The 24611-nt window shown below is 63.1% G+C and carries 24 protein-coding genes and 2 tRNA genes; 17 read left to right on the forward strand and 9 right to left on the reverse strand.

All coding sequences use genetic code 11. The annotated features are described in order from the left end of the window. The first annotated feature begins 333 nt into the window (after positions 1-333). The 7 genes from LIX00_RS09445 to LIX00_RS09475 all read left to right on the forward strand — a co-directional run bounded on the left by LIX00_RS09445 (position 334) and on the right by LIX00_RS09475 (position 4635). Positions 334-1005, forward strand: coding sequence for a helix-turn-helix domain-containing protein (locus LIX00_RS09445; RefSeq protein WP_227352942.1), 672 nt, complete (start codon positions 334-336; stop codon positions 1003-1005). A gap of 88 nt (positions 1006-1093) precedes the next feature. After that, the gene (locus LIX00_RS09450) at positions 1094-1495 is read left to right on the forward strand and encodes a hypothetical protein (protein WP_227352943.1); all 402 of its coding nucleotides are present in this window, start codon (positions 1094-1096) and stop codon (positions 1493-1495) included. 79 nt (positions 1496-1574) lie between these two features. Beyond that, positions 1575-1647, forward strand: a tRNA-His gene (locus LIX00_RS09455). A 369-nt stretch (positions 1648-2016) separates the two neighbouring features. Then, positions 2017-2763: a hypothetical protein gene (locus tag LIX00_RS09460; protein WP_227352944.1), complete on the forward strand. Its 747-nt coding sequence runs from the start codon at positions 2017-2019 to the stop codon at positions 2761-2763. Further along, positions 2760-3095 (forward strand): hypothetical protein, encoded by a 336-nt coding sequence (locus LIX00_RS09465; RefSeq protein ID WP_227352945.1) that lies wholly within the window; start codon positions 2760-2762, stop codon positions 3093-3095. Before LIX00_RS09460 ends, LIX00_RS09465 begins: the two co-directional genes overlap by 4 nt. Beyond that, a complete protein-coding gene (locus LIX00_RS09470) occupies positions 3092-3808 on the forward strand; it encodes a hypothetical protein (RefSeq protein WP_227352946.1) in 717 nt (238 codons plus the stop codon). Before LIX00_RS09465 ends, LIX00_RS09470 begins: the two co-directional genes overlap by 4 nt. A 38-nt stretch (positions 3809-3846) precedes the next feature. Continuing rightward, positions 3847-4635, forward strand: coding sequence for a hypothetical protein (locus tag LIX00_RS09475; RefSeq protein WP_227352947.1), 789 nt, complete (start codon positions 3847-3849; stop codon positions 4633-4635). A gap of 66 nt (positions 4636-4701) precedes the next feature. Here LIX00_RS09475 and LIX00_RS09480 read toward each other — a convergent pair whose 3' ends face one another. From LIX00_RS09480 to LIX00_RS09505, 6 genes are all read right to left on the reverse strand, one after another. Beyond that, on the reverse strand, positions 4702-5292 hold the full coding sequence (locus tag LIX00_RS09480; RefSeq protein WP_227352948.1) for a hypothetical protein: 591 nt from the start codon (positions 5290-5292) through the stop codon (positions 4702-4704). A 3-nt stretch (positions 5293-5295) separates the two neighbouring features. Then, positions 5296-5568, reverse strand: coding sequence for a hypothetical protein (locus tag LIX00_RS09485; protein WP_227352949.1), 273 nt, complete (start codon positions 5566-5568; stop codon positions 5296-5298). Next, positions 5565-6545: an ABC transporter permease gene (locus tag LIX00_RS09490; protein WP_227352950.1), complete on the reverse strand. Its 981-nt coding sequence runs from the start codon at positions 6543-6545 to the stop codon at positions 5565-5567. Before LIX00_RS09490 ends, LIX00_RS09485 begins: the two co-directional genes overlap by 4 nt. Further along, positions 6542-7540: an ABC transporter permease gene (locus LIX00_RS09495; RefSeq protein WP_227352951.1), complete on the reverse strand. Its 999-nt coding sequence runs from the start codon at positions 7538-7540 to the stop codon at positions 6542-6544. The genes LIX00_RS09490 and LIX00_RS09495 overlap by 4 nt, the downstream gene beginning before the upstream one ends. A gap of 78 nt (positions 7541-7618) precedes the next feature. Beyond that, a complete protein-coding gene (locus tag LIX00_RS09500; RefSeq protein WP_227352952.1) occupies positions 7619-9550 on the reverse strand; it encodes an ABC transporter substrate-binding protein in 1932 nt (643 codons plus the stop codon). Positions 9551-9761: 211 nt separating this feature from the next. Beyond that, positions 9762-10448, reverse strand: a complete 687-nt coding sequence (locus tag LIX00_RS09505) for an SOS response-associated peptidase (protein WP_227352953.1) — start codon at positions 10446-10448, stop codon at positions 9762-9764. A gap of 137 nt (positions 10449-10585) precedes the next feature. On the opposite strand from LIX00_RS09505, the gene LIX00_RS09510 reads away from it, so the two are divergent. Together LIX00_RS09510 and LIX00_RS09515 are read left to right on the forward strand one after the other, a co-directional pair. After that, complete coding sequence (locus LIX00_RS09510; RefSeq protein WP_227352954.1) at positions 10586-11923, forward strand: APC family permease; 1338 nt, start codon at positions 10586-10588, stop codon at positions 11921-11923. Positions 11924-11925: 2 nt separating this feature from the next. Further along, complete coding sequence (locus LIX00_RS09515; protein ID WP_227352955.1) at positions 11926-13542, forward strand: ABC transporter substrate-binding protein; 1617 nt, start codon at positions 11926-11928, stop codon at positions 13540-13542. Between the two features lie 30 nt (positions 13543-13572). On the opposite strand, the gene LIX00_RS09520 is transcribed toward LIX00_RS09515, so the two are convergent. Beyond that, entirely contained in the window at positions 13573-14739 is a 1167-nt protein-coding gene (locus LIX00_RS09520; RefSeq protein WP_227352956.1) for a M50 family metallopeptidase, read from the reverse strand. 136 nt (positions 14740-14875) lie between these two features. Here LIX00_RS09520 and LIX00_RS09525 point away from each other — a divergent pair, with 136 nt between their 5' ends. Both LIX00_RS09525 and LIX00_RS09530 read left to right on the forward strand, forming a co-directional pair. Further along, entirely contained in the window at positions 14876-16087 is a 1212-nt protein-coding gene (locus LIX00_RS09525) for an RNA-guided endonuclease InsQ/TnpB family protein (RefSeq protein ID WP_438267074.1), read from the forward strand. A 24-nt stretch (positions 16088-16111) separates the two neighbouring features. Beyond that, on the forward strand, positions 16112-16480 hold the full coding sequence (locus tag LIX00_RS09530) for a cupin domain-containing protein (RefSeq protein WP_227352958.1): 369 nt from the start codon (positions 16112-16114) through the stop codon (positions 16478-16480). Here the strand turns inward: LIX00_RS09530 and LIX00_RS09535 are convergent. Beyond that, positions 16477-16653, reverse strand: a complete 177-nt coding sequence (locus LIX00_RS09535; protein WP_227352959.1) for a hypothetical protein — start codon at positions 16651-16653, stop codon at positions 16477-16479. The two genes, LIX00_RS09530 and LIX00_RS09535, sit on opposite strands and share 4 nt — an antisense overlap. Positions 16654-16907: 254 nt before the next feature. Here LIX00_RS09535 and LIX00_RS09540 point away from each other — a divergent pair, with 254 nt between their 5' ends. The 4 genes from LIX00_RS09540 to LIX00_RS09555 all read left to right on the forward strand — a co-directional run bounded on the left by LIX00_RS09540 (position 16908) and on the right by LIX00_RS09555 (position 21543). Further along, a complete protein-coding gene (locus tag LIX00_RS09540; protein WP_227352960.1) occupies positions 16908-18962 on the forward strand; it encodes a DEAD/DEAH box helicase in 2055 nt (684 codons plus the stop codon). Between the two features lie 118 nt (positions 18963-19080). Further along, entirely contained in the window at positions 19081-19854 is a 774-nt protein-coding gene (locus LIX00_RS09545; protein ID WP_438267040.1) for a helix-turn-helix transcriptional regulator, read from the forward strand. A 427-nt stretch (positions 19855-20281) separates the two neighbouring features. Then, a tRNA-Pro gene (locus LIX00_RS09550) sits at positions 20282-20354 on the forward strand. Positions 20355-20907: 553 nt separating this feature from the next. Further along, entirely contained in the window at positions 20908-21543 is a 636-nt protein-coding gene (locus LIX00_RS09555) for a hypothetical protein (protein WP_227352962.1), read from the forward strand. Between the two features lie 134 nt (positions 21544-21677). Here the strand turns inward: LIX00_RS09555 and LIX00_RS09560 are convergent, their stop codons facing one another. Beyond that, positions 21678-21908, reverse strand: coding sequence for a hypothetical protein (locus tag LIX00_RS09560; protein WP_227352963.1), 231 nt, complete (start codon positions 21906-21908; stop codon positions 21678-21680). A gap of 134 nt (positions 21909-22042) precedes the next feature. On the opposite strand from LIX00_RS09560, the gene LIX00_RS09565 reads away from it, so the two are divergent. Both LIX00_RS09565 and LIX00_RS09570 read left to right on the forward strand, forming a co-directional pair. Continuing rightward, positions 22043-22465 carry a helix-turn-helix transcriptional regulator gene (locus LIX00_RS09565; RefSeq protein ID WP_227352964.1) on the forward strand — a complete coding sequence of 141 codons (423 nt, stop codon included), beginning with the start codon at positions 22043-22045 and terminating at the stop codon, positions 22463-22465. Positions 22466-22513: 48 nt separating this feature from the next. Continuing rightward, positions 22514-24610 carry a minichromosome maintenance protein MCM gene (locus tag LIX00_RS09570; RefSeq protein ID WP_227352965.1) on the forward strand — a complete coding sequence of 699 codons (2097 nt, stop codon included), beginning with the start codon at positions 22514-22516 and terminating at the stop codon, positions 24608-24610. Position 24611 lies beyond the last annotated feature (1 nt).

The following is a 24611-nucleotide window of genomic DNA, read 5'->3' on the forward strand; positions in this document are numbered from 1 at the left end:
GGTACCGCGACGGCGCACGCGTCGCCGGTTGCGAAGTGAACGAATCCGTCGGAGGAACCGACGTCTCCGTCCGCGCGGTCGGTTATCGCATCGTCGAAAAGCGCGCCCGGTGAGCGTCCTCGAAGACCGCGACCGGCATCCGTTCCGCGTCGGCGCGCCGCGCCGCTCGGTACCGCTCGGAACGTGGTGGCGGCGGAAACCCGAGAGGAATTTCCGTTCGGTACTTCTCGTCGCGTCTCGATTGCGATTACTGCGAAACCGGTCGTGTCAGAGTGGAAGAGTATCGACAACGCTTTCGGTCACAGCGTTTGAGTCACAGAGAAGGGGATTCTCATGGGTGTCATCGCGCAGGTCGAAATACCGGCGAAGGAGTTTGCACTGGGGACGACGCTCGAAAAGGCGCCGCGCGTGGAATTCGACATCGAACAGGTCGTCGCTCACGGCACCGACCACGTCTTTCCGTTCGTGTGGGCCATCGGAGACGATCTCGAATCGCTGGAGGACCTGTTGCGCGAGGATCCGGACGTCAACGACTCCGAGCTACTCGCCGAACTCGAGGATCGTCGGCTGTATCGGATGGACTGGGTGGCGCACATCCGACTCATCGTTCGTATCGTGATCGAAGAGAAAACGACGATTCTAGACGCGCACGGAAAAGACGAACGATGGAAACTTCGAATCCTGTTCCCCGATCACGGCGCGCTTTCGCGAACGCGCGAGTTCTGCGAACGAAACGGCATTCCGTTCGACGTGAAGGCCGTCTACAGGTTGAGCGAGGGGAAACAGCGCATGTTCGGACTCACCCAAGAGCAGTACGAGGCGCTCGTCGCGGCGACCAAACGCGGGTACTACGACGTCCCGCGCGCCATCGACGCCGACTCGCTCGCCGCTGAACTCGGTATCACGCCGCAGGCGCTGTCCGAACGCCTTCGACGCGGACAACGAACCTTGAACAGGAACACCCTCGGTATCGGGAGCGAGCCGGACAGCGACCACGACGGGTAATCGACGACGACGAGGCTCGTTCGACAGACTTTCTCGAAGGACGAGTGGTCGGAGTAAGAATTACTGCACGGGGGCGACAATGGCCATCATGCGCGTCCGAGACGCAATCGAAGCGGACGGCGACCACCTCGCCGAACTCGCCGATGTTCCGACGGAGGTGATGGCCGACGTGGTTCACGATCGAACCCTCCGCGTCGCCGAGTCGGACGAGGAAATCGAGGGGTTCGTCGGCTTCGACGCCCACGAAGACACGGTTCACGTCACCCACCTCTTCGGGACGGAGTCCTCCTGCGAACGCCTGCTGGACGAACCGATCCGATTCGCGGCGAACGAGGGGATGGCGGTCGAGATACTGCTCCCCGAGTCGGAAGCCGACGCCGCGACGGCCGCCGAGCGCGCCGGGTTCGAGCGGACGGGGTCCGGACCGCGGTTCGAGGGGCAGCGGACCCTTCGGTTTCGACTGGAGAACCCCGAGACTGCGGCGGAGTGAGTCGGTTTTTCGAACCCGAGAAAACCACGCCCGCTTCCGAAACGTATTTTAATCTCACCCGACAACCACGACATGCGTGTCCGGGTTGGGGTAGTGGACTATCCTCCAGCCTTGTGGAGGCTGGGACGCGGGTTCGATTCTCGCACCTGGACCTTTTCCGAGCGATACTCCGCGAGCGGACGTGCAGGTCGACGGGAGCCGCGCCAGACGACCCCGATCGGTCAGCGGTACCCGTATCGGTCTCTCCCCGAGAGCGTTCGATGTTTACGACGTCGTTATGAGGCATTTTCTGACGCCTCCGAGGATAGCGTCCGCGGTTAATCATAATACATTCTACTATTATTCGACGTGTGTCAGAAATGCCGTATAGTACCCGGGTGAGAATTTCGTCTCCGCCGACTGGACGACGCGAGAAGCGTCCTTTCCGACGCGTGAGGTCGCGTCGCGCCGGTCGAACTGTCGCGGAAGAGGCCAGAATACCTTAGTGAGAACCGGTAGAACTTAAAACGAAGTTGGTCACCATGTCAGAAACTGCCGAGCGTAGCGATTCAACCGGTCAGGAACAGGGAGATGCCACCCGCGAGGGCAGCCGCGTCGACGACGCTTCCGACGAGCGGCGGTTGTTGCCCGATGGTGGCGAAGAGGAGGAAACGGACGAGGCGAACGAGTCGGAAGGAAGCGACGAGGGGTCGAACGAGGAGGCTGAAGAAACGGACGAAGAGTCGCAGGACGAATCGGCGGAAGAGACGGAAGAGTCGCAGGAGGAGACCGAGGAGTCCGAAGAGTCGCAGGAAGCCTCCGAAGAAGAGGAAGGAGAAGAAGAGGACTATCGAGAGGAGGGGGAGACGACGGTGTTGTATCTCGACCTCGAAGGACTGTTCCTCGACCTCCTCGGCCTCGAAGTCGACCTCAACGAGGTCGAACTGGGCGTGACGGCGGTGAGCGGCCCCGGTCGACTGCTGGGGAACCTGCTCTCCGGGGTTGGAAACCTGCTCGGTAGCGGTTCGAAAGGCCTCCTGGGGAACCTGTTCTCGGGAAGCCTCTTCGAGGGTCTCTTCGGCGGCTCCGACGAGGAGTCGGAGGACTCCGGCACCGGTCGGGTCTCGTCGGCGGTTAGTTCGGCTCGCGATTCGGTGAGCGACGCGCTGGCCGACGTTCCGCTCGACGAACTGCTGACGACGCTGCTCAAAGAACTCGTGGACCAGATGTTCGGCTCCGAATCGGCGGACGAGTCCGGCGAGGAGTCCGGAGCGGAATCCGAAGCATGAGCGACGACACTCCGCCGCTCGACCTCGGATCGGCGATTCGGAACATCGATTTCGAGGAGGTGTTCGCGGACACGCCGCTCGCCGGGGAGTTCGACGACGAGACGTCGGCGGAGTCGCTCGGCGAAACGATCGGGGAGTTCGTCGGTCGCCACCTCGGCGGATGGCTCGGCGGGCTCCTCGGCGGCCTGCTGTTGGACTCGCTCCTCGACTCCGCGTCCGAGGCGGAATCGGACGAGGACGGCGGAAACGGAGCTGACGAGAGCGAGACGAGCGAGGAGGGCGAAGCGGACGCGAGCGACGACGAGAGCGACGAAGGAGGCGAGGACTCGTGAGCGAGGCACCCGACCCGAAGGAGGCGGTCGCCGACGAACTGACCGAGCAACTCGACGTCGGTTCGCTGGTGACGGGCGACGGCGTGACCGAGCAGGTCGACGGGTCGTCGCTCGGGCGGGCGTTCGGCGAAGCGGTCGGCGCGCTCGCCGGCCGCCGACTCGGACGACTCGCGGTCGACCGGGTCGTCTCCAAGTTGCCGTTCCGGAGCGAGGACGAGAGCGAACCCTCGCCGCTTCGCCGCCTCGGAAGCGCGTTCGGCGTGGCGCTCGTGAGGACGCTGCGCCGACCGCAGTTCCGCGAACCCATCGAGGACGCGCTCCGGGGGTACGTCGAAAAGCGAGAGGAGGCGCTCGACGAGGCGGAGAAAACCGCCCAACAGGCCGCGGAAGAGGCCGCCGGAACCGTCGAGCGAGCGGCGGACGAGGCGACCGACGCCGCCGAGGAAACCGCCGAAGAAGCGGCGACGGAGGCGGAAGCGGCCGCCGACGAGGTGACCGACTCGGACGTCGGCGACCTCACCGCCGACGACGTGCAGGCGATCAAGGAGGAGACGTACCGCGAACTACTCGAGACGATGGAGTACTCGGAACTCCAGTCCATCGCCAAGGAGGTCGGCGTGAGGGCCAACCTGAAACGGGAGGAGATGCTCGACGCCATCGTGGAGAACTTCAAAGCCAAGTCGGAGGAGAACGAAGACGAGGATGGGGAATAGCGCGCTCAGCGACCGACCCACGAACGCCCGCTCGAACCATGAGTAACGACGAATCCGACCTCGAACGGCTCCTCGCCGACGGGGTAGAAGAAATCCGAACGGCCCTCGACGGTGTGGAAGACGACGAACTGCCCGACGAGGAGGCCGAATCCGTGCGCGAGACCGCCGACGCCGCGGCCGAGGCGGTGGCCGACGCGTCGTTCGACGAACTGCTCGCAGCCACCGGCTTCGGGGACACGTCGGACGACGTCGCCCCCGCCGACCTCCCGAGGTTGATGCAGGACGCCGACGCCGACGCGGTGCTCGGCCTCCGCCGCCTGCTCGAACTGGCGGACCTCTCGGAGGAGTGGTCTGATCTCGACGCCGGAGAGCGAATCGACCGACTCGAACGCATCGACGGCGACGCGTCGTCCGGCGGGGGCGACAGGAGCGTGAGCGACCTGCTGTCGACGGTGTTCTCGACCCGCGACTCCGGCGAGGAGGCGGCGACCGATGAGGCGAGCGAGGAAGCGGACGGTGAGAGAGACGGGGAGGAAAGCGACGCGAACGGCGACGAAGTCGAGAGCGAGGACGGCGAGGAAGACGCCGCCTCGGCGACCGAAGGGACGCTCGCGGAGCTTCGGTCGCTGTTCGACGCGGCCGGACTCGGCGACGACGCTGACGACGAGGCTGCGGACGCGACGGAGGAAACCGAGGACGAACCGGTCGACGTGGGCGGGCGCGGCGAGCGCGAGCGAGTCACGACCAAAGTCTCCACGGTGCCGTCCTCGCGGTCGGACGTGGGTCGCACGGCGCGCCCCTCGACGATGCCGAAGAAGAAGAAGTGACGGCGGTGCCGCCCGATTCGAACCGGCCGAAACGAGCGGACGGACGAGAATCGCCGTCGCGGGGTCTCAGACCCACAGCTGTTTGTACGTGGCCAACACCGGCTCTTCCGTGACGTTGAGCGCCAGTTGGACGACGCCGACCAGGAAGTCCGCGTCCGGAACCGCGTTCGGCCACTCGGTGGCCGAGGACACCGGTTCATGGACGCCGCCGACTCGAGGAGCGGAGCGCCCGTCGCGGTCGACGTCGACCCACGCGGAGAGTCCGACCGAGAGGTCGGTCTTGTGATCGTACATCGACAGCAGGAACTCGGTCGGGACGTCCTCCTCGCGGCGTTCGGCGCGGTCGTCCTCCGACGGGTCGTACGCGACCGCGAAGAGGTACTGCCACGTCGTCTTCTCCCTGTCGCGCTGGTCGGCCCCCGCTTCGACGCCGGGGACGTTCGGCGTGCCGAACAACTGAACGAGGCGGTACAGCGCGGTTCCCGTCTCGACCTCCGTGGCGAGCTTTCGGTCGAGGTGGGACGGGATGTCGAGCGTCGTCAGGGCTGACTCCGGGAGTCGTCGCTCGATCTCCTCGGGGGAAACCGGTTCGACGGTGAACCGGTCGAACCAGTCGGCGTCCGCGAAGTCGCGCTCGGGTTCGCGGTTATCGACCATTCGTCACCACCTCCCGAGGGACAGCGACCCTCGGACGATGCCCGCTCCGACGACCATCGCGACCAGCGAGACGCCGATGAGAATCAACCGGTCGGTCGTCGACCGGAAGTACGGTGCGGGAGGCGTCGTCGTTATCGTCACGCCGAGCAGGAGAAACGCGCCGCCGAGCGCGAAGACGATCACGCCGACGAGGAGGCCGAGGTTGAACAGCAGTTCGCGGTGGCGGTTGACGAGGCTCCCTCCGTCGCTTCCCGCGGCGGTGGATTTCGCGCTCACGCTTCCCTCCGTTGGGGGTTCATCACGTCTTCGAGGCTGTAGCCGACGAAGTAGAACGACGCCGCGACGAGCATGATCATGATTCCCGGCGGAACCATCCACCAGAGGGCGTCGTAGACGTGACCGGTCGCTTTTACCCACTGGAGCATCCACCCCCACGAGACGTTCGACGGGGCGAGACCGATGAACGCGAGACTCGCCTGCGTCAGGATGGCGAACGCCGCGTCCTGCGCGAGGTAGACGAACGCCAAGGGGAGGACGTTCGGCAGGATGTGTCGGAAGATGATGCGGAGGTCGGAAGCACCGCTGACCCGCGCGGCCTCGACGTAGGAGCGTTCCTTCAGCGTGAGCGTCTGCCCGCGGATGACGATGGCGTTGTTGAGCCAGGATTTCACGGCGATGGCGATGATGATGTTCGTCGTCGTGACGCCCCGGAGCGTCACCAGCACGATGACCAGCGGGAGGAACGGGAGGCCGTACATCACGTCGACGATTCGCTGAATCGCTTCGTCGATCCACGTGTCGCCGTAGAATCCGCTGACCAGTCCGAGCGGGACGCCCACGAGCGACGAGAGCAGTCCCGCCGCGAATCCGACGTACAGGGTCGTCCGAGCGCCGTACACCAGTTGCGTGAACACGCCGTTCCCGTTCTGGGTCGTCCCAAGCGGTGCGAAGTACGGGTCGCCGAACTTCGGCGGTGCCGGGTGGGTGAGCGTCTGCTTGCCCAGTTCCGCCAGCGTCTCGGCTCCGCCGCCGTTGCCGAGATTGGTCGGAGCCTTCCAACTGAGCGGATGGGGCGCCAACAACGGGGCGAATATCGCCATCGCGGTCAACCCCGTGAGGATGACGAGTCCGGCGACGCCGAGGCTGTGGTTCGTGAACCGCGACCAACCGCGGCCGAGCGAGTGATACAGTCTGTGGTGCCGATCCCTGTGCTGCCGCAGTACCGACGACAGTTCGTCCTTGATTCCGCTCATTCCGACTCACCGAATTTGATTCGCGGGTCGAGGTAGGTGTACGCGATGTCCGTCAGCAGGCGCATCGCCACGATGAGCACGCCGAGCATGAAGAACGCGGCGAGCGCCACGGGGAAGTCTCGACTGATGACCGCTTCCACGAGCAGTTTTCCGATACCCGGCCACGAGAACACCGTCTCGATTATCACGCTTCCGTCGATGATGAACGCGATGCCGACGATGGCCTGCGTCGCGACCGGAATGAGCGCGTTACGAGCGGCGTGTTTGTACTTGACGGCGGTCGGGGAGAGACCCTTCGCGCGCGCCATCCAGACGTACTCCTCGGCGAGCACCTCCTGCATCGCGGTGCGCATCACCAGCATGTTCCCGGCCCAGCCCACTATCGCGAGCGACAGGGCCGGGATGAACAGGTGCCAGAGCACGCCGGTGGTGAAGTCGAGCCAACCGAACTTCGACTCGAACGCCGGCGTCATGTGGGCGCTCGGGAAGAGCGTGAAGCCGAACCCCTTGTACGAGAACCCCAGCAACAGGAGCCACGCGAGCCAGAAAAAGGGGATGCTGTACAGCGTCAGCCCCGTCGAGAAGCCGAGCTTATCTTCGACCGACCCGCGGTTCCACCCGAACTGGATTCCGAGCAGCGTACCGACGGTGATGTTGATCAGGTACGCCGTCCCGAACAGCACGATCGTCCGGGGGAGTCGGCGAGCGATGAGCGCCACAACCGGCTCGGCGTTGCGAAGCGAGTAGCCGAACTGCAGGGTGGCGTAGTTGCGCAGCCACTTGAGGTACTGCACCCAGAGCGGCTGGTTGAGACCGTACTGTTGTCGCAGTGCCCTGAGGTCGGACGCCTCCAAGTTCGGATTGAGCAGCAGCGATGCGATGTTGCCGGGCATCGCCTTCAGCAGGAAGAACAGGAGCGTCAACAGTACCCAGAGCACGAGGACGGAAACGCCGAGTCGCTTAGCGAGATACCGTCCGCTGATTCTCGTTGTCATCCGTCGAACCCGTGTGATGCTGTCATATCTTCGTCGTTATCGTCCGATGAACGCCGAAATCGTTCGGAAGCGGACACGCTACTTACCGGTGGACTTGTGGATGTTGAGCCACGTTTGCGCGTTGGTGACGCCCCCGACGGACCGTATCCGACCGTCGAACTTGGTCGTCACCGGTTGCAGGACGCGAGAGTAGAAGTTTATCAGCGTCGGCGCGTCGCTGTAGATTCGCGCGAGCGCCTTCTTGACGATGGGCTTTCGCTCGTCGATCGTCATCATGCTCGCCTGCTTGAAGATGAGGTCGTCGGCGTTCGTGTACCCCATCGGGTTGAACTTCTGCGACTTCTTGTTCCCCTTCATGTCGGCACCCGCGCTGCTGTAGAACTGACGGTAGTGGTCGTTGACCCACGTGATGCCGGTCCATCCCATCTCGAACATGTCGAAATTCTCGTTCGCGTACACCTTCGGAAGCTGGGAGTTGAACGACTGGACCTGCTTGGTCACCGGAATACCGACCGTCCGGAGCGCGTTTATCCACTGGTTCTCCAGTTGCGCCTTCTTCGGCGACTTCGACGGCGGGTTCATGCTCATCTCGAGCGGCCCCTGCCCCGGATTCCCGTTGTTGTCGGTGTGCGCCTTCCCGAGGGGCTTTCCGTTGACGTATATCGCCTTGTTGTCCGGCGATTTGACCTTGTCTGACTTCGCCGGGCCGATGGAGTAGTCGTGTTTCGCCCGGTCGTTGTTGAGGAGGAACTGCCGCGCCTTTTTGACGCCCGACGAGGAGAGTTTGAACTTCCCGCGCTTTCCGGGGAACGTCGTGTCGGGGATGGAGATTCCCTCGTACGAGCCGTTTTTGATCTTATCCGGCGTCGGCGGACGCCAGTCGTTGTACGCGCTCGGCGTCGCGTAATCGCCGTGCTCGGCGGCGAGACCCCGGTACAGGTTTTCGACGACCCACTTCTTGTCGAACAGTTTGTTGAGGAGTTGGCGGAACGCGGGGTCGTCGAGGGGAACGCGGCGGACGTTGTAGGAGTTGTGTTCCCACCCGTCGTCTTTGGATTTGAGGACGGTGAGGTGGTTCTTGTTGGTGGCCTTCGAGGCTTTCTCGACTTTCACGGTGCCGTACGTCTGGTCGATCTTCCCGTCGAGCAGCGCCTGATTGAGCGCGGTCTGCGAGCCGAAAATCTCGATGCGGAGGGCGTCGATGAACGGGCCCTTCTCGTGGAGCCAATCGGTGTGTTTCAGCCCGTTCCACGGAATCGCGGAGTCCTTCCGGGGGACGAGTTCGAACCAGCTCTCCCACTTGTAGTTTTTCAGTTTGAACGGGCCGGAGCCGATCGGTCCGCCTTCCTTCCGCGGCGTGTACTTCGAGTAGTCGGAAACGTTCTTCCAGACGTGTTTCGGGAGGATGACGTTCCCGACGATGTTCGTCAACCACGCGCGGTCTTTCTCCTTCAGGTAGTAGAGAACCGTGTGCTTCCCCTCCGTTTTCACCTCCTTGACGGAGGAGAACTGCGACGCGGAAACCGTCCCGGCCGGTTTCTGCTCTTGGACGTAGTTGACGGTGAACTTCACGTCCTCCGCCGTGACCGGTTTTCCGTCGCTGAAGGTGAGGCCCTCGCGGAGGTTCGCCTTCACCGTCCACTTGTCCGTCCCGGCGTTCTCCGGGCGCACCTTCCAGTCTTTCATCCCCCACGGGGCCGGCTTGTACGTCTCCGGGTGCTGAATCGTTCCCCACGTGTAGACGTTGTCGAGAATCGTCCACGCGTACGCCGTACTCGACGCGAGGGGGTTGAGGTTGTTCGGCGCCGTCGCCATCCCGAGGACCGGCTTTCCACCTTTCTGGATGTTCTTCGGCTTGTCCGTCTGTCCGTTACCGTCGCCGCCCCCGTTCCCGGATTTTTGGTCACCGGAGCAACCGGCCAGTCCGGCCGCGATACCGGTTCCGGTTCCAACGATGAACTTCCGTCGGTTGATTCGTTCGGATCGATCGAGTTTCTCGTTCTCGCTCATAGTTACGTTCGAATCGGGTGTCACGCCAACCCGTGCTACCTCCTCTCAAACAAACAACCGACTTTATTTATTAATTCCCGTTTGGGATTGGGTTATTTATCCTAAAAAATATATAGGTAAAGTATATTATACTGTAATGTTTCGCTCAACGTCGCTGTATCATCGCGAAACGGCTCCCGTCGAAACCTGAGACCGACCGCGGCGGGAGTTCTCAGCCGAAATCATCGAGTCCGGTCTGTCGCTCGTTCTCGGGCGTCACCCGTTCGACCAGCGCAGATGAGTCGTTCTTCGGGTCGTTCACCGCCTTCGACACGGGATAGGCTCGCATCTCGTCGGCGGGAAACGGGTCGAGAACCGATTCGAGTTCGGCCCCCTCGCCGTGAAGCCACGTCTCCTCTTCGCCGGGTGCGAGGACGACGGGCATCCGGTGGTGGACGTCGCGCACGAGGTCGTTCGGTTCGGTGGTGACGACCGTAAACGACGTTTTCTTTCCGCCGCCGTTTCCGTTCCACGGTTCCCACAGCCCCGCCATCGCAAACGGTTCGCCGTCGCTCCTGGTCATTCGATAGGGTTGCTTCCCGGTCGCCGTCCGCTTCCAGTCGTAGAAGCCGTCCGCGAGGACGAGACACCGACGCTCGCGGTAGGCGTCGCGGAAACTCGGTTTTTCGGCCAGCGTCTCCGCCCGGGCGTTGGTGTGTCCGTCGCGGAACTCGTCGGCCCAGTGCGGGATGAGTCCCCACGTCGGAAAGCGCATCTCCTCGGGCGCGTCGTTTCGAACGACCGGGTGTTCCTGGCCGGGTGCGACGTTGTATCGGGGACGGAGCGTTCGAGCGGGCACGGCGTCGAATCGCTCCGCGAGGTCCGCTTCGAGGGCGAACAGCGAGAGGCGGCCACACATGGGTCGAGAGAGGACGCGAGCGGGCAAAAAATTACCCGAGAACGCGACCGAGGAGCGCCTTACTGACTTAAAGGATTTTAAATCCGGTTAACTATCCAGCCGTCAGATATGCATGGTCTCGTCCCCTCATTACGACCATGGGCGAGCAGCTCGGATTGAAGGAAGCGATAGCGATGGCTCTCGGAGGGATGATCGGCGGCGGCATCTACTCCGCGTTCGGTATCGTCGTCGCCATCTCCGGAAAGATCGCGTGGCTGGCGTTCACCGTCGCTGGGTTCGTGGCGATGTGTGCCGGCTACAGCTACGTCCAGTTGAACAAGCTGACCGAGAACAAGGGGGGTGCGCCGACCTACATAGCCGAGATCGTCGACCGGTCAACCGCGGCGGGGATGACGGGGTGGACGCTCCTGTTCGGCTACATCGGGTCGATGGCTCTGTACGCCTACGCCTTCTCCTCGTTCTTCTCGGAACTGGTCGGGCGACTCCACTACGCGTTGGTGGTTCCGGTGGTGAGCTACGAACTGGTCGTTCCCGTTCCCAACGTCGTCTCCATACTGCTCATCGGCGCGTTCGTCGGGCTGAACCTCCTCGGAGCCACAGAGACGGGGAAGGTGGAGGACGTGCTCTCGTTCTTCAAGGTCGGCATCATCGCCGTCTTCGGCGCGTGGGGCGTCTGGTTCGCCTACACCGGCCAGACGCTGAATCTCGGATTCTCCGAACTCGGCTTCAGTCCCATCATCGGCGCGTCGATGTCGTTCGTCGCGTTCCAGGGCTGGCAGTTGCTGATGTACGACCAGTCGCAGTTCGAGGAACCGGTCGAGAACATCCGGAAGGCCATCTACATCTCGATTCCGATAGCGACCCTCCTCTACGTCCTCGTCGCGTTCACGACCGTCAGCATCCTCGAACTGTCGGTCATCGCGGTGTCGCCCGAGGTGTCGCTGTTGTACGCCGCGCTCCCGTACATGGGGGCGATAGGCGCGTTCGTCATCGGTATCTCGGCGCTGTTCTCGACCGCGAGCGCGGTGAACGCCACGCTGTTCAGCGGGGCGCAGTTCTCCCGAAACCTCATCAACCGGGGACTCCTCCCTGAGCGGTTCAGCACCAGCGAAGAAGGCGTCCCCTCGAAGCTCGTCGTCGTGCTCGGCGTCCTCTCGGCGGCGTTCGCGGTGTACGGAAGCCTTCGCAGCATCACCTCCTTCGCGTCGCTCGCGTTCATCGCCGTCTTCGGCGCGATGAGCTATCTCGCGTTCCGCAAGCGCGACGAGATCGACGACATGATAGTCGCCCTGCCGGTCGTCGGCATGGTGGGCTGTACGGTCTTCTTTCCCCTCCTGCTCTACGACCTCTACCTGAACAGTCCGAGCACGTTCTTCATCGTGCTCGTCATCGCCGTGCTCGTCATCGGCGTGGAGCTGATATACTTCGAACGACAGCCGATCAAAGCGGCGGTTCCCGGCATCAACACGGACTAAGCATGAACGAGAACGCACGCGAACTCGATCGTCGCACCGCACTGAAAGGAATCGGCGCGGTCGCCGGGTCGGCGGCGCTCGCGGGTTGCGCGGGGGTCGTCGGGGGGTCCGGCGACGGCGAACAGCTACGCTACGCGCAGGTGCTCACGCCCGTCTCGCTCGACCCCATCGCGGTCGACGACCCGTGGTCCGGGCAGGTACAGTCGCTCATCTTCGAGGGGCTGTACACCTACGACTACGGGATGAACCTCGTCCCGGTGCTGGCGAACGGAAAGCCGAATCAGCGCGACGGCGGGAAGCGATACGCCGTCGAACTGCGGGACGAGGCGCGCTTCCAGAACGGAAAACCGGTCACCGCGGAGGACGTGAAGTACAGCTTCGAGAAGCCGAATCAGGAGGAGACGCCGCCGCCGACGAAGTGGCACGTCGACGCGATAGAGACGGTGAAGACGCCCTCGAAGCGGACGGTGGAGTTCGTGCTAGAACACCCCTATCCGGGGGTCGAGCACGCGCTGACGCGACCCGTCGTGCCGAAGTCGGTTCGGGAGAAGAACCCGAAGGCGTTCGGGACGAAGACGACGATCGGGTCGGGACCGTACCGACTCGACCGATTCAAGCCCGGGAAGTACGCCACGCTGACGTCGTGGGACGACCACTGGCGCTCGCGGGGCGGGACCATTCCGCGGGCGAAGTTCGTCCCGAACCACGCCGGACTGGCGCGAACGATGAGTTTGAAGACGGGACAGAACGACATCGTCGAGCGAATCCAGCCGAAGCTGTGGGGGCCGACGCAGCACTTCCCCGACTCGACGGTCGTCTCGAGCGAGAGCTACCACTACCACTTCGTCGGCTTCAACTGTAGCAGCGGCACGCCGACCGCGAAACCGAAGGTGCGAGAGGGAATCGACGCCCTCGTCTCGATGGACGAACTGGTCAAACACGTGGTCGAACCGTCGGGGCGGCGGCAGTACGGTCCGCTGCCCCGGCAAGTCGCCGAGGCGTGGAACGTGCCCGTCGAGGAGTGGAAGAAGATTCCCAAGAAGAAGAGCCACCACGAGGCGAAGAAGCTGATAAAGGAGGAGGCGGGGGTGAAATCGTGGAGTCCGAAGATAGCGGTGCCGGGTACCAAGAGTTCGGGCGACAAGATGCGCGAGAAGATAGCCGAGACCATCGTCCACGGGCTGAAGAAGCTGGGATTTCGCAAAGCCCGAACGCAGAAGTACCCGTGGCCGAAGTTCCGCGAACTCGTCACCAACGGCGACCAGGGGAACTACGCGATGTTCGTGGGGTCGTGGGCCGGCTACCCCGACCCGGATACGTTCCTCTATCCGCTGTTCCACAGCAACAACGAGGGACTGACGAACGGCACGTACTACCGCGACGAGAGCCTGATGGAGGACATCGAGGCCGCCCGGCGGACGACGAATCGCGAAAAGCGCGAACGGCTGTACGAAAAAAGCATCCGAACCGTCCTCGAACAGCGCGTTCACCTCCCGGCGTACACCCTGCACAACAGCTTCGGCGTGAAGAATCGCATCTCCGGTTTCCGCCCGCACCCCGTCTCGCAGTTCAATCCGCGGCTCGTGGGGCCGGACGGGTCGGTGTCGCTCCGCGAGTAGCGGCGTCCGTCGCGTCGTGACGAACGCCGGTTACGACGGTTGCTCGCTGGGCGCGAACTCCTCCTCCGAGCGCCCGCTGCTCTTGATGATGTCGAACGCGGTCATCAGGTCGGTTCGGGAGATGATACCCGCCACGTCCCCGTTCGCGTCGATGACGGGAAGGCGACCGATGCCGTGCTGCTGGATGGATTCGAGCGCGTCGATGGCGTCGCTCTCGGCGGAGATGGTCTTCACGTCGGTCGACATCACCTCCTCGACGGTGTAGGCGTCGCGTTCGACCTGCCGGACGCTCCGCGCGTCGTCCAGCGTTATCATCCCGACGAGTTCGCCGTCGCTGACCACGGGGTAGCCGGTGTGACGCTGTTGGAACATCATCTCCAGCAGGTCGGCGATGGAGGTGTCCGGCGAGACGGTCTGCAGGTCCCGCGCGGGCGTCATCACGTCGCGGACGCGGACGTTCCGGAACGCCGCCGAGAGGACGGTCTGTTGGGCCTCGCTGGACGCGCCGATGTAGATGAAGAAGGCGATACCGATGAGGATGATGTTGCCGCCGAGCAGGCCGAACAGGCCGAGCAGGATGGCGAACAGTTTGCCGACCTCTGCGGCGGTCTGGGTCGCCTGCGCGAACGGTCGAGTGCGGGCGAGCAACGCGCGCAGGACGCGCCCCCCGTCCATCGGGAAGCCGGGCAGGAGGTTGAACGCGGCGAGCACGAGGTTCATCAGCGCGAGGTAGCCGACGACGAATCTGATAGCCTCCTGTTCGGCGGGGATGAAACCAAGCGCGAGGAAGGAGCCGACGCCGAGGACGACGCTGACGAACGGGCCGGCGATGGCGATGAGCAGTTCTTCGAGCCAGTTCTCCGGTTGGTCGGTGAGCCGAGCGACGCCGCCGAAAATCCACAGGGTGATTGAGTCGATGGGGAACCCGAACCGCATGGCGACGACCGAGTGGCCGAGTTCGTGGAGCACGACGCCGACGAAGAGACCGACCGCGGCCACCGCACCGAGGAGCCACGGCATCGACCCCGACGAGAGCGGTTCGGCGGTCAGACCGAGGTTCCAAAGCTGATTCATTATTTCGACCCACTGGCCGACCTGCGTCCCGATGAGCCACGCGAACACCGGGAGGATGAGGAGGAATGTGAGGTCGAGTTTGATCGGGATGCCGAACGCGCTCCCGATTCTGAAGCTTCGCATGGGTGTATCTAGCGGCGGAAACGCCTTAAACTTCCTCGCGGTCGCGCCGTCCCGAGATGTCACCGAACGCGACCGTCGGTCGCCCGTCCCGCGGCGACCCGAAGTATTCAAGGGGGCGCTCCGGGGAGAAAAGAGCGTGAGTGGTTCCGACTACCTCAAGCGGACGGCGGTAACCCGGCTCGCGGTCGCGGAGGACGACCGCGAGCGCCTGTTGGCGATGGTGCGCGAGTGGAAGCGGGGGTGTCAGATAGCGGTCAACGCCGCGTGGGGCGTCTGTCACACCCGCAACGAGGTGCAGCAACTCGCCTACGACGAACTGCGCGAGCGCACCGACCTCGGGAGCCAACACGCCGTCCTCGCCACCCATCGCGCCGCCGAAGCGATAAAGCGCACCCTCGACCGCGACGGCGACGAGGCGGCGAAACCGGAGTTCACCAGCCCGAGCGTCGTCTACGACACGCGGACGATGACGCTGTTCGACGACCGAAGCGTCAGCCTGACGACGACCGGGGAGCGCGTCCACTGCGACCTCGATTTTCCGACCGACGGCTACCAGTCGCGGTATCTAAACGAGGAGTGGGAACCGGCGAAGAGCGTCCTCCGGTACCGCGACGGCGAGTTCCACCTGCACCTCGGTTTTCGTACGCCCCACCCCGAAATCGAACCGCCGGGCGACGACGCCACCGTCCTCGGCGTCGCGCTCGGCGTCGAGAATCTGGCCGTGACGAGCACGGCGCGGTTCTTCTCGGGGGGCGAACTGGCGCACCGCCGCCGCGAGTTCGAGGGATTACGCGCCGACCTGCGCGAGGCGGGGACGCGGAACGCGCGCCGAACGCTCCGTCGAGCGGGCGACCGCGCCGACAACTTCGCCCGCGACGCGCTCCACGAGGTCGCGGGCGGCATCATCGAGGAAGCGGAACGACACGGCTGTTCCGTCGTCGCGTTCGGCGAACTCGAAGCCGTCCTCGAGATGCTCTCGGAGGCCGAGGGGTTCCACTCGTGGGCGTTCGAGCGCCTGTTCGAGTTCGTGGCGTATCGAGCGGCGGAACGGGGAATCACGGTCGTACAGGTGAACCCCGAGTACACGAGTCAACGCTGTACCGCCTGCGGGTTCACCCACCCGCAGAACCGCGACGTGGAGGACAACCACTTCGAGTGCCTGAAGTGCGGCAACGAGGCCAACGACGACTACAACGCGGCGAAGAACGTCGGGTTCCGGTGTATCCGACGCGGTCCGCTCTCCTCGCGGGGCGTCGGCGCGAGGTACTGCGCGCTCAAATCCGGGCGGGTGACACCGGACGGGGAGTTCGTGCCGAACGCGGAACTCGAAGAAGTGCAAAAAACTTAGCCCTCCCCGCTCGAAGCGCCGGGTATGACTGACCCAGACCCGGTCGTTCGGAAGGCGGACGACGTCGAGTACGAAGCGGTCGGAGCAGCCGAGGGGATGGAGAAGGGCGTCCTCATCGGCGACGAGCAGGGCGCGCCGAACTTCGCCATCCGCCGGTTCACGCTCGAACCGGGCGCGGAAGTTCCGGAGCACACCAACGAAGTGGAACACGAACAGTACGTGCTGGAGGGCGAGTACGTGGTCGGAATCGACGGCGAGGAGTACGAGGTCGAGGCGGGCGATTCGCTGCTCGTTCCCGCCGGCGTCGTCCACTGGTATCGAAACGAGGGCGACGCTCCGGGTGCGTTTCTCTGCGCCGTGCCGAACGGGGACGACGAGATACGGCTCGTTTAGCGGTGTTCGGAGAGCGAGACGACGGTTTCGATGGACGATTCGACCCACGCTTCGTCGTCGCTCGCGTCGCGCATTCGAACCAGCGGTCGTTCGCGGTCCGCTCCGTCTTCGATTTCGAGGACGATTCGGTCGTCGAACCGTTCCGGGAGTTCTTCTTCGTGCGTGCCTTCCATGAGTGCCACCTGTCGAACGCTACCGCGCGCTGTCTGCGCTTTCCGAGCGAGCCCGCTTTGTTATGAGCCGATTTCGGGACGGTAGCGGCGGAATACCGTTTTCTCGCTTTCGTTATCGACGGATTACCGCGATTCAACGGCGGATTTCGGGCCCCGTCGGCGGTGCCTACCGCGGCCCGGCGGCGGGGCGGAGAAGGCGCCCGACCCTCGTCCGGTTCGAATCCCTGAAATAGCTCCGACGTGTAGCACGCACCGTGTCGAAGCAGGCCCAGCAGGTGGAGACGCTCTTCTGCCACGAGACCGACCGGGGCTACTTGGTCGTCGCGCGGCGGAACGGCCAGCGACAGTTCCGCGCCGTCCTCGAACTGAAGGAGACGAGCGCCGGACCGCGACCGGGGCGATATCTCCTGAAGGAAGGGTCGAGCGAGAAACCGCGCAGCCCCGACGAGTTCGTGGAACTGGCGCGAGGAGCGAACCGCATCCGCATCTCGCAGCAGACCTCGCCCGAAGCGCGGGAGGAACTGAAGGAGATGCTCGCGGGGTACCAGCTCGACGCGAAGGCGGTTCGAACCTGCCGGTACTGCGCCAACAGCGGGCGCTACTCGCCCATCAACGGCGAGACGGCCGTCGACGCTGGCGAGGAGTACATCTGCCCCGACTGCGCGACCAAGGAATTAGAACGCGAACTCTCGTTCAGAGGCGACCTGACCGGGGCCGCGCAGGACCGACTCGAAGACCTCCTGCTGGAAGTGCAGGATTTGGAGCGAATCACGAACCTGCTCAAGGGGCGACTCGACCCCGACCTGACGAAGTTCGACGAGATAAGCGCGAACGTCGAGGACGTGGAGACGGTGCCGGTCGATTCGCTCGACCTGCACCCCGGCATCCAGAACCTGCTGGAACCACGATTCGACGAACTGCTCCCCGTCCAGAGCCTCGCGGTGCAGAACGGGCTGCTCGACGGCGACGACCAGCTCGTCGTGAGCGCGACGGCGACCGGGAAGACCCTCGTCGGCGAGATGACGGGCATCGACCGCGTGCTGAACGGACGGGGAAAACTGCTCTTTCTCGTCCCGCTCGTCGCGCTGGCGAACCAGAAACACGAGGACTTCGAAGAGGAGTACAGCGACCTCGTGAACGTCACCATTCGAGTGGGCGCGAGCAGGGTGCGCGACGACGGCAACCGGTTCGACCCGAACGCGGACGTCATCGTCGGCACCTACGAGGGCATCGACCACGCGCTCAGAACCGGGCGCGACCTGGGCGACATCGGCACCGTCGTCATCGACGAGGTGCACACCCTCCAGGAACAGGAACGCGGCCACCGCCTCGACGGGCTCATCTCGCGGCTGAAGTACTACTGCGAGGAGCGCGCGAAACGACGCACGGAGTACGGCGGAGCGCAGTGGGTGTACCTCTCCGCGACGGTCGGCAACCCCCGCGATCTGGCGGGGGCGCTCGAGGCGAACCTCGTGGAGTTCGAGGAGCGCCCGGTCGCGCTGGAACGCCACGTCACCTTCGCCGACGGGCGCGAGAAGCCGAACATCGAGAACAAACTGGTCAAGCGCGAGTTCGACCGCGAATCCTCGAAGGGGTATCACGGACAGACCATCATCTTCACCAACTCGCGGCGGCGCTGTCACGAGATTTCGAGGAAGCTGGAGTACAACTCCGCGCCCTACCACGCCGGACTGGACTACGGGCGGCGCAAGCAGGTCGAGCGCATGTTCGCCGAACAGGAACTCGCGGCGGTCGTCACGACCGCCGCGCTCGCCGCGGGCGTCGATTTCCCCGCCTCGCAGGTCGTCTTCGACTCGCTGGCGATGGGCATCGAGTGGCTCTCGGTGCAGGAGTTCCACCAGATGCTCGGCCGCGCCGGGCGGCCCGACTACCACGACCGGGGGAAGGTGTACGTCCTCGTGGAACCCGACGGGAGCTACCACAACAGCATGGAGATGTCGGAGGACGAGGTGGCGTTCAAACTCCTGAAAGGCGAGATGGAGGACGTTCGCACGCGCTACGACGAGAGCGCCGCCGTCGAGGAGACGCTGGCGAACATCACGGTCGGCGGGAAGGCCGCCAAGCGCCTGAACGACCGGATGATCGGCGATGTGCCGACGAAGCACGCGCTCGGTAAACTGCTCGAATACGAGTTCATCGACGGCTTCTCGCCGACCCGCCTCGGCCGCGTCATCACCACCCACTTCCTCGCGCCGGACGAGGCGTTCAAGATGGTGGACGGGATCCGGAAGGAGAAACACCCGTACCACATCGTCGCCGACCTCGAACTCCACGGCGAGGACGAGTAGGTCACCTGCACGCCCGAAGTCGGCGCTAGTGGAAGTCCGTTGGTCGGCGAACGGTGGACTGCCGCGGAGGAGAATTCCACCAACAGCGTTAATTAGTGATGTATCCGAGTGACCGACGATGGACTCCAGAGAACAGGTTGACTTTCTCGCTAGCTCGCCAACCCGTCTCTGTCTCCTCCGAAAACTACGTGACCAACCGTTAGACCCGAGTACGCTCACGACTCGCTGTACGTGTTCACGAGCGACCGTCCATCGGAACTTAGAGACAGTACAGCAGTACGGGTGGGTGAAGTCGGTCAATGGTAGCTACGAACTCACCGTAGTGGGTAAACGAATCCTCGACCAGTTCGGCTCGCTCCTCGAAACGATTTCCACCGTGAACGCTCACGAGATGTTCTTCCAGCACCTCGGCGATCTCGGTCTCGATATTCCGCTCGCCGGGTTCGACTCCGGTACGGTCGTGACCGCGACGCCGGAGAACCCGCACGCACCGCTACAGTATTGCACGACCGAGATCACCGAGCTTTCGAGCGAGCGATACTACGGCGTCTCACCGATAGTGAGCCCCGAGTTCAACGAATCGACCCAGTCGTTCATCGAAACGGGAACCGAGATAGAACTCATCATCGACGAAACCGTCTGGAGCGTGGCTCAAGCGGCGTACCCGAACGACATCGCCGAAGCGTTCGAGACCGATCACTTTTCCCTCTACGTGTATCCGGACGACCTCTCGTTCGGCTTCGCCCTCTTCGACGATCGGGTCTTCGTCGGTGCCCACACCGACAGCGGGCAACTGCAAGCGTGTCTCGATAGCACCGACGAAGAACTGTTCGACTGGGTGGAGGACCAGTACAACCAGTTCCGTGCGGAGGCGGATCGGGTCGAGCGCTAATCTAACAGAGCGTGAACGTCTAGAAACCGCCGGAGGGCCGAAGTAACCATTCACTCACGTAGATGAGCGGTGTCGAAGGAATGGTGCGGGGCTGGTGATGACGCCAGAACTCCGACATCAGCCACCGTAAGTAGCTGGGACCTTCCATCGACAAAATATATTCTCCCAGGTACTCCCTTATAATTACCCCGTGATCGATAGTACACGGTGTGAACGTTCGTTCACCCCGTGAAACACGCCGCCGAACGTCGTGCGACGAGTGGAGAAAACGCTTCGCCAACGTCGCCGCCGACCGGTGCGGGCCTACCGCCGGAAATCGCAAATCGCGTCGAAGCGAGTCCGACGTGGGACGAGACCGACGCGAGGTCGGTGCCAGCTTCAAATTAAACGAAACGCTTTACAAGGTAAACACGCTATTGCGTTGTACGGGATCGTGGGGTAGCTTGGTATCCTTTCGGCCTTGGGTGCCGATAACCCCGGTTCAAATCCGGGCGATCCCATCCGGTTTTGCACGGTTCGTAGCCAACGCGTTTGGTCACCCGAGCGGCTGTATCGAACGGTGATACGGCCGCCCTCGACGTGAGGTTCGTCGTACAGTTCCCGGACGATCCGAACGAATCTCCGGATCATTGCACCGGTAGCAAGATGTTCCACCGTGTAGCGGTGTTACCCGGTGCTATCTGGCTCGGTCCTAACCGCTAGATACTCTTTTCGACGTTCTCTCGGTTCGCGTTTGTACAGAAACGTGCAACTCGGTCTGGGGTATATTCGCCAGTACGCAGCGGGTGCGTGGGCCGGTGTGATGTCGTGGTCGCGGCGGAATTCATCCGTATTTTGTCAGCACTTCGACTAGATCCTCTGAGCGAGCTAGGCAACTGGTGCAACTCCTGCTGGTAATCCTGAAAGGATGACGTCCCTCCATTCATCTAGCAGGCGTTTCTATCCGGTTTCAGGAAATGATCTATCAAAAGATCTGGTCGGGTATGTGAAGATATATGATCCATTTCCATTCCAAAAGATATAATGAGGGAACGTTTCTAAATCCGATGGAACATGAGCGAGAAAAAGCGTGGACGGCGACGCTTCCTCCGATCGGCTGCGACCCTTGGAATCGGGGTTGCCGGTGGAATCGCCGCGACTGGGACAGCAGCAGCTAACTCGGATGAAATACGGGTGTATTCCAACAGCAATTACTGGGAATATCAGGTGCACACTACCACAGGCTACGACGACCTAAAAAGGGGTTCAGAGGCTGAGCAACACGACACATTCCCAGGCTCTGGAGATGACTTTGTAGCTGGGGAGGTTAGTGACGGAGGAGTAGACAACTTCTGGATGGATTCTGGCGATTCGATCACTCAGATTAATGTCACCTATAACGATTATGGATGGATAAAGATCAGCGAAGAAACAGCAAATATGAAAACGGCAGTTAAAGTGGATAGAGACGAGAACCCGGACTGGCCCGGGTATAATTACACCATTGACATCAGCGGGCAGGTGCAACCTCATGATGAGTATTTCGATTACGGTCAAGACGAGATTCGGAATGGTGACGCTGGTCCATTCGTAGGTACTATTGACCCCGGCGATGTGGACGCAGTCTGGAAAACGGGAGTTCCTACGCGCGTATTTATTGAAGATCCAAACTCTCCCGGCCTTGGGCTGACCATCACTCTCCCGAGTTGATCGTGTTTTTATAATTTCCGCATAGGGCGTGTACGAACGCGCAAAGAAGGCTCTTTAGCGGACCGCAGAAGCCGGGGTAGCGGTCCTAGTACCGATTTAGCACTCCTCGTCGAGGCCCCTAATCAGTATGCTCGCTACTCCGCTTGCCGGCTCGGATCGTCGGATTCAACGCTCTCGTCGTGCCCGTCGGCCTGCTCCGACGCCGCGTCTTCGCGGCGTCCCTGCGTCGCCTTCGATTTGAGCTTTCGTTTGACGAGGTAGTAGCCGCCGACGGACCCGGCGCCGAACACCACGGCACCGGGCTTGCCGAACCGCCGGTAGCCGAACTTCGCCGCCTTCTTGCCGACCGTCAGTGGTCCCAGCATACCTTACGATGGGGCCTCCGACGCCGAAGGTAACGGGGTTGTGCACGCAAGTCGTTTATCCGCTGACCACCCTAGCGGTGCGGACATATCTTCCGTTCGATTTAATATTTGTTACTGCATATACGAGGGCGAGCATGAGACTCGTTGGACGCCGATCGGTGGCCGGCAGTAAACTCATCGAGCGGTTACGCCGCGCGATTTCGCGGGTGAACGCCGGAATCGTCGGCGCGAAATCGGCACCGGCGGGACACGGAGAACGCGACGCGAGCGAGTCCGCTGGCGGTCGGTCGATGGCCGACTTCGCGCTGGAGACGGGCGTCACGCCGGAGGAGTACGTCGTGAGCCTGCTCGAAGAGCGCGGTGGCAACCAGCGCCAGCAGGCGATACTCGCCGAGACGGGGTTGAATCGGTCGAGCGTCAGTCGGCTCCTCCGCGAGATGGAAGCGAACGGGCGGATACGTCGCGTCAGACTCGGCGCGGAGAACCACGTGTACCTGCCGGACGCCGCGCCCGACCTCGCCGGCCCGGAAGACCCCGCATCGACGGCAGATATCTGACACGACTTTGCGAAACTTCTTACGTAATCGAGCACCAATGGATACTGAATGGCACGTGCGGAGAATACGGAACTGGTAGACCGGTTCGAGCAGTTCTACCGGCGGTACTACGGCGACGAGGTCGGGGAGCTCGCACAGCAGTACCCGAACGAGAAGCGCTCGCTGTACATCGACTGGGACGACCTCTATCGGTACGACGCGGACATCGCCGACGATTATCTCGCGCAACCGCAGCAGTTACAGGAGTACGCCGAAGAGGCGCTCCGGTTGTACGACCTCCCCGTGGACGTGAGTCTCGGTCAGGCTCACATCCGAGTACGAAACCTCCCGGAGACGACGGAGATCCGCGCGATTCGCGCCCGGCACGTCAACACCCTGGTGAGCGTACAAGGCATCATCCGCAAAGCGACGGGGGTTCGACCGAAGATTCAGGAGGCCGCCTTCGAATGTCAGCGCTGCGGGACGTTGACGTACATCCCGCAGGCGGGCGGGGACTTTCAGGAACCCCACGAGTGTCAGGGCTGCGAGCGACAGGGACCGTTCCGCATCAACTTCGATCAGTCCGAGTTCATCGACTCCCAGAAGCTTCGCGTTCAGGAGAGTCCCGAGGGCCTGCGCGGCGGCGAGACGCCCCAGAGCATCGACGTCCACATCGAGGACGACATCACCGGAAAGGTGTCGCCAGGCGACCACGTGACGGTGACGGGCGTGTTGCACCTGGAACAGCAGGGGAGCGGGCAGGACAAGTCCGCGGTCTTCGACGTCTACATGGACGGTACGACGGTCGAAATCGAGGACGAAGAGTTCGAGGACATGGACATCACGGACGAGGACAAAGAGGAGATCATCCAACTCTCGAACGAGGACGACATCTACGAACAGATGGTCGGTTCCATCGCGCCGGCCATCTACGGCTACGACCAGGAGAAACTGGCGATGATACTCCAGTTGTTCTCCGGCGTGACGAAGCACCTCCCGGACGGGTCGAGGATTCGCGGCGACCTCCACATGCTCCTCATCGGCGACCCCGGGACGGGGAAATCGCAGATGCTTTCGTACATCCAGCACATCGCGCCTCGGTCCGTCTACACCTCCGGGAAAGGGTCGTCCTCGGCGGGTCTGACCGCCGCCGCGGTTCGCGACGACTTCGGCGACGGCCAGCAGTGGACGCTCGAAGCGGGCGCGCTGGTGCTCGCGGACAAGGGTATCGCGGCGGTGGACGAGTTGGACAAGATGAGCCCCGACGACCGCTCCGCGATGCACGAAGGGTTGGAACAGCAGAAGATCAGCGTGAGCAAGGCCGGAATCAACGCGACGCTAAAGTCGCGCTGTTCGCTCCTCGGCGCGGCGAACCCGAAGTACGGGCGGTTCGACCAGTACGAGTCCATCGGCGAGCAGATCGACCTCGAACCCGCGCTCATCTCCCGGTTCGACCTCATCTTCACGGTGACCGACCAGCCCGACCCCGATAAAGACGCGCAACTCGCCGAGCACATCCTCCAGACCAACTTCGCGGGCGAGTTGAACACCCAGCGAACGGAGATCAACGCGCCGAATATCAGCGAGGAGGACGTTCAGAGCCAGACGGAGGAGGTGGCTCCGGCCATCGACGCCGAACTCCTGCGGAAGTACATCGCCTACGCGAAATCGAACGTTTACCCGACGATGACGCCGGAAGCCCGCGAAGCGATACGGGACTTCTACGTCGACCTGCGATCGAAAGGTGCCGACGAAGACGCCCCCGTCCCGGTCACGGCCCGAAAACTGGAGGCCCTCGTCCGCCTCTCGGAGGCCAGCGCGCGCGTCCGGTTGTCCGACACGGTCGAGCAGGAGGACGCGGACCGCGTCATCGACATCGTTCGAACGCAGCTACAGGACATCGGCGTCGACCCCGAGACGGGGCAGTTCGACGCCGACGTGGTCGAGACGGGAACGTCGAAGTCCCAGCGCGACCGCATCAAGAACATCAAGCAGCTCATCGCGGACATCGAAGAGGAGTACGACGAGGGCGCGCCCGTCGAAACCGTCCTCGACAGAGCGGACGAAATCGGCATGGACCCCTCGAAGGCGGAGCACGAGATCGAGAAGTTGAAACAGAAAGGCGAGGTGTACGAGCCGTCCACCGACCATCTGCGGACGACCTGAT

This window comes from Haladaptatus salinisoli (assembly GCF_020614375.1).
Classification (GTDB): domain Archaea; phylum Halobacteriota; class Halobacteria; order Halobacteriales; family Haladaptataceae; genus Haladaptatus; species Haladaptatus salinisoli.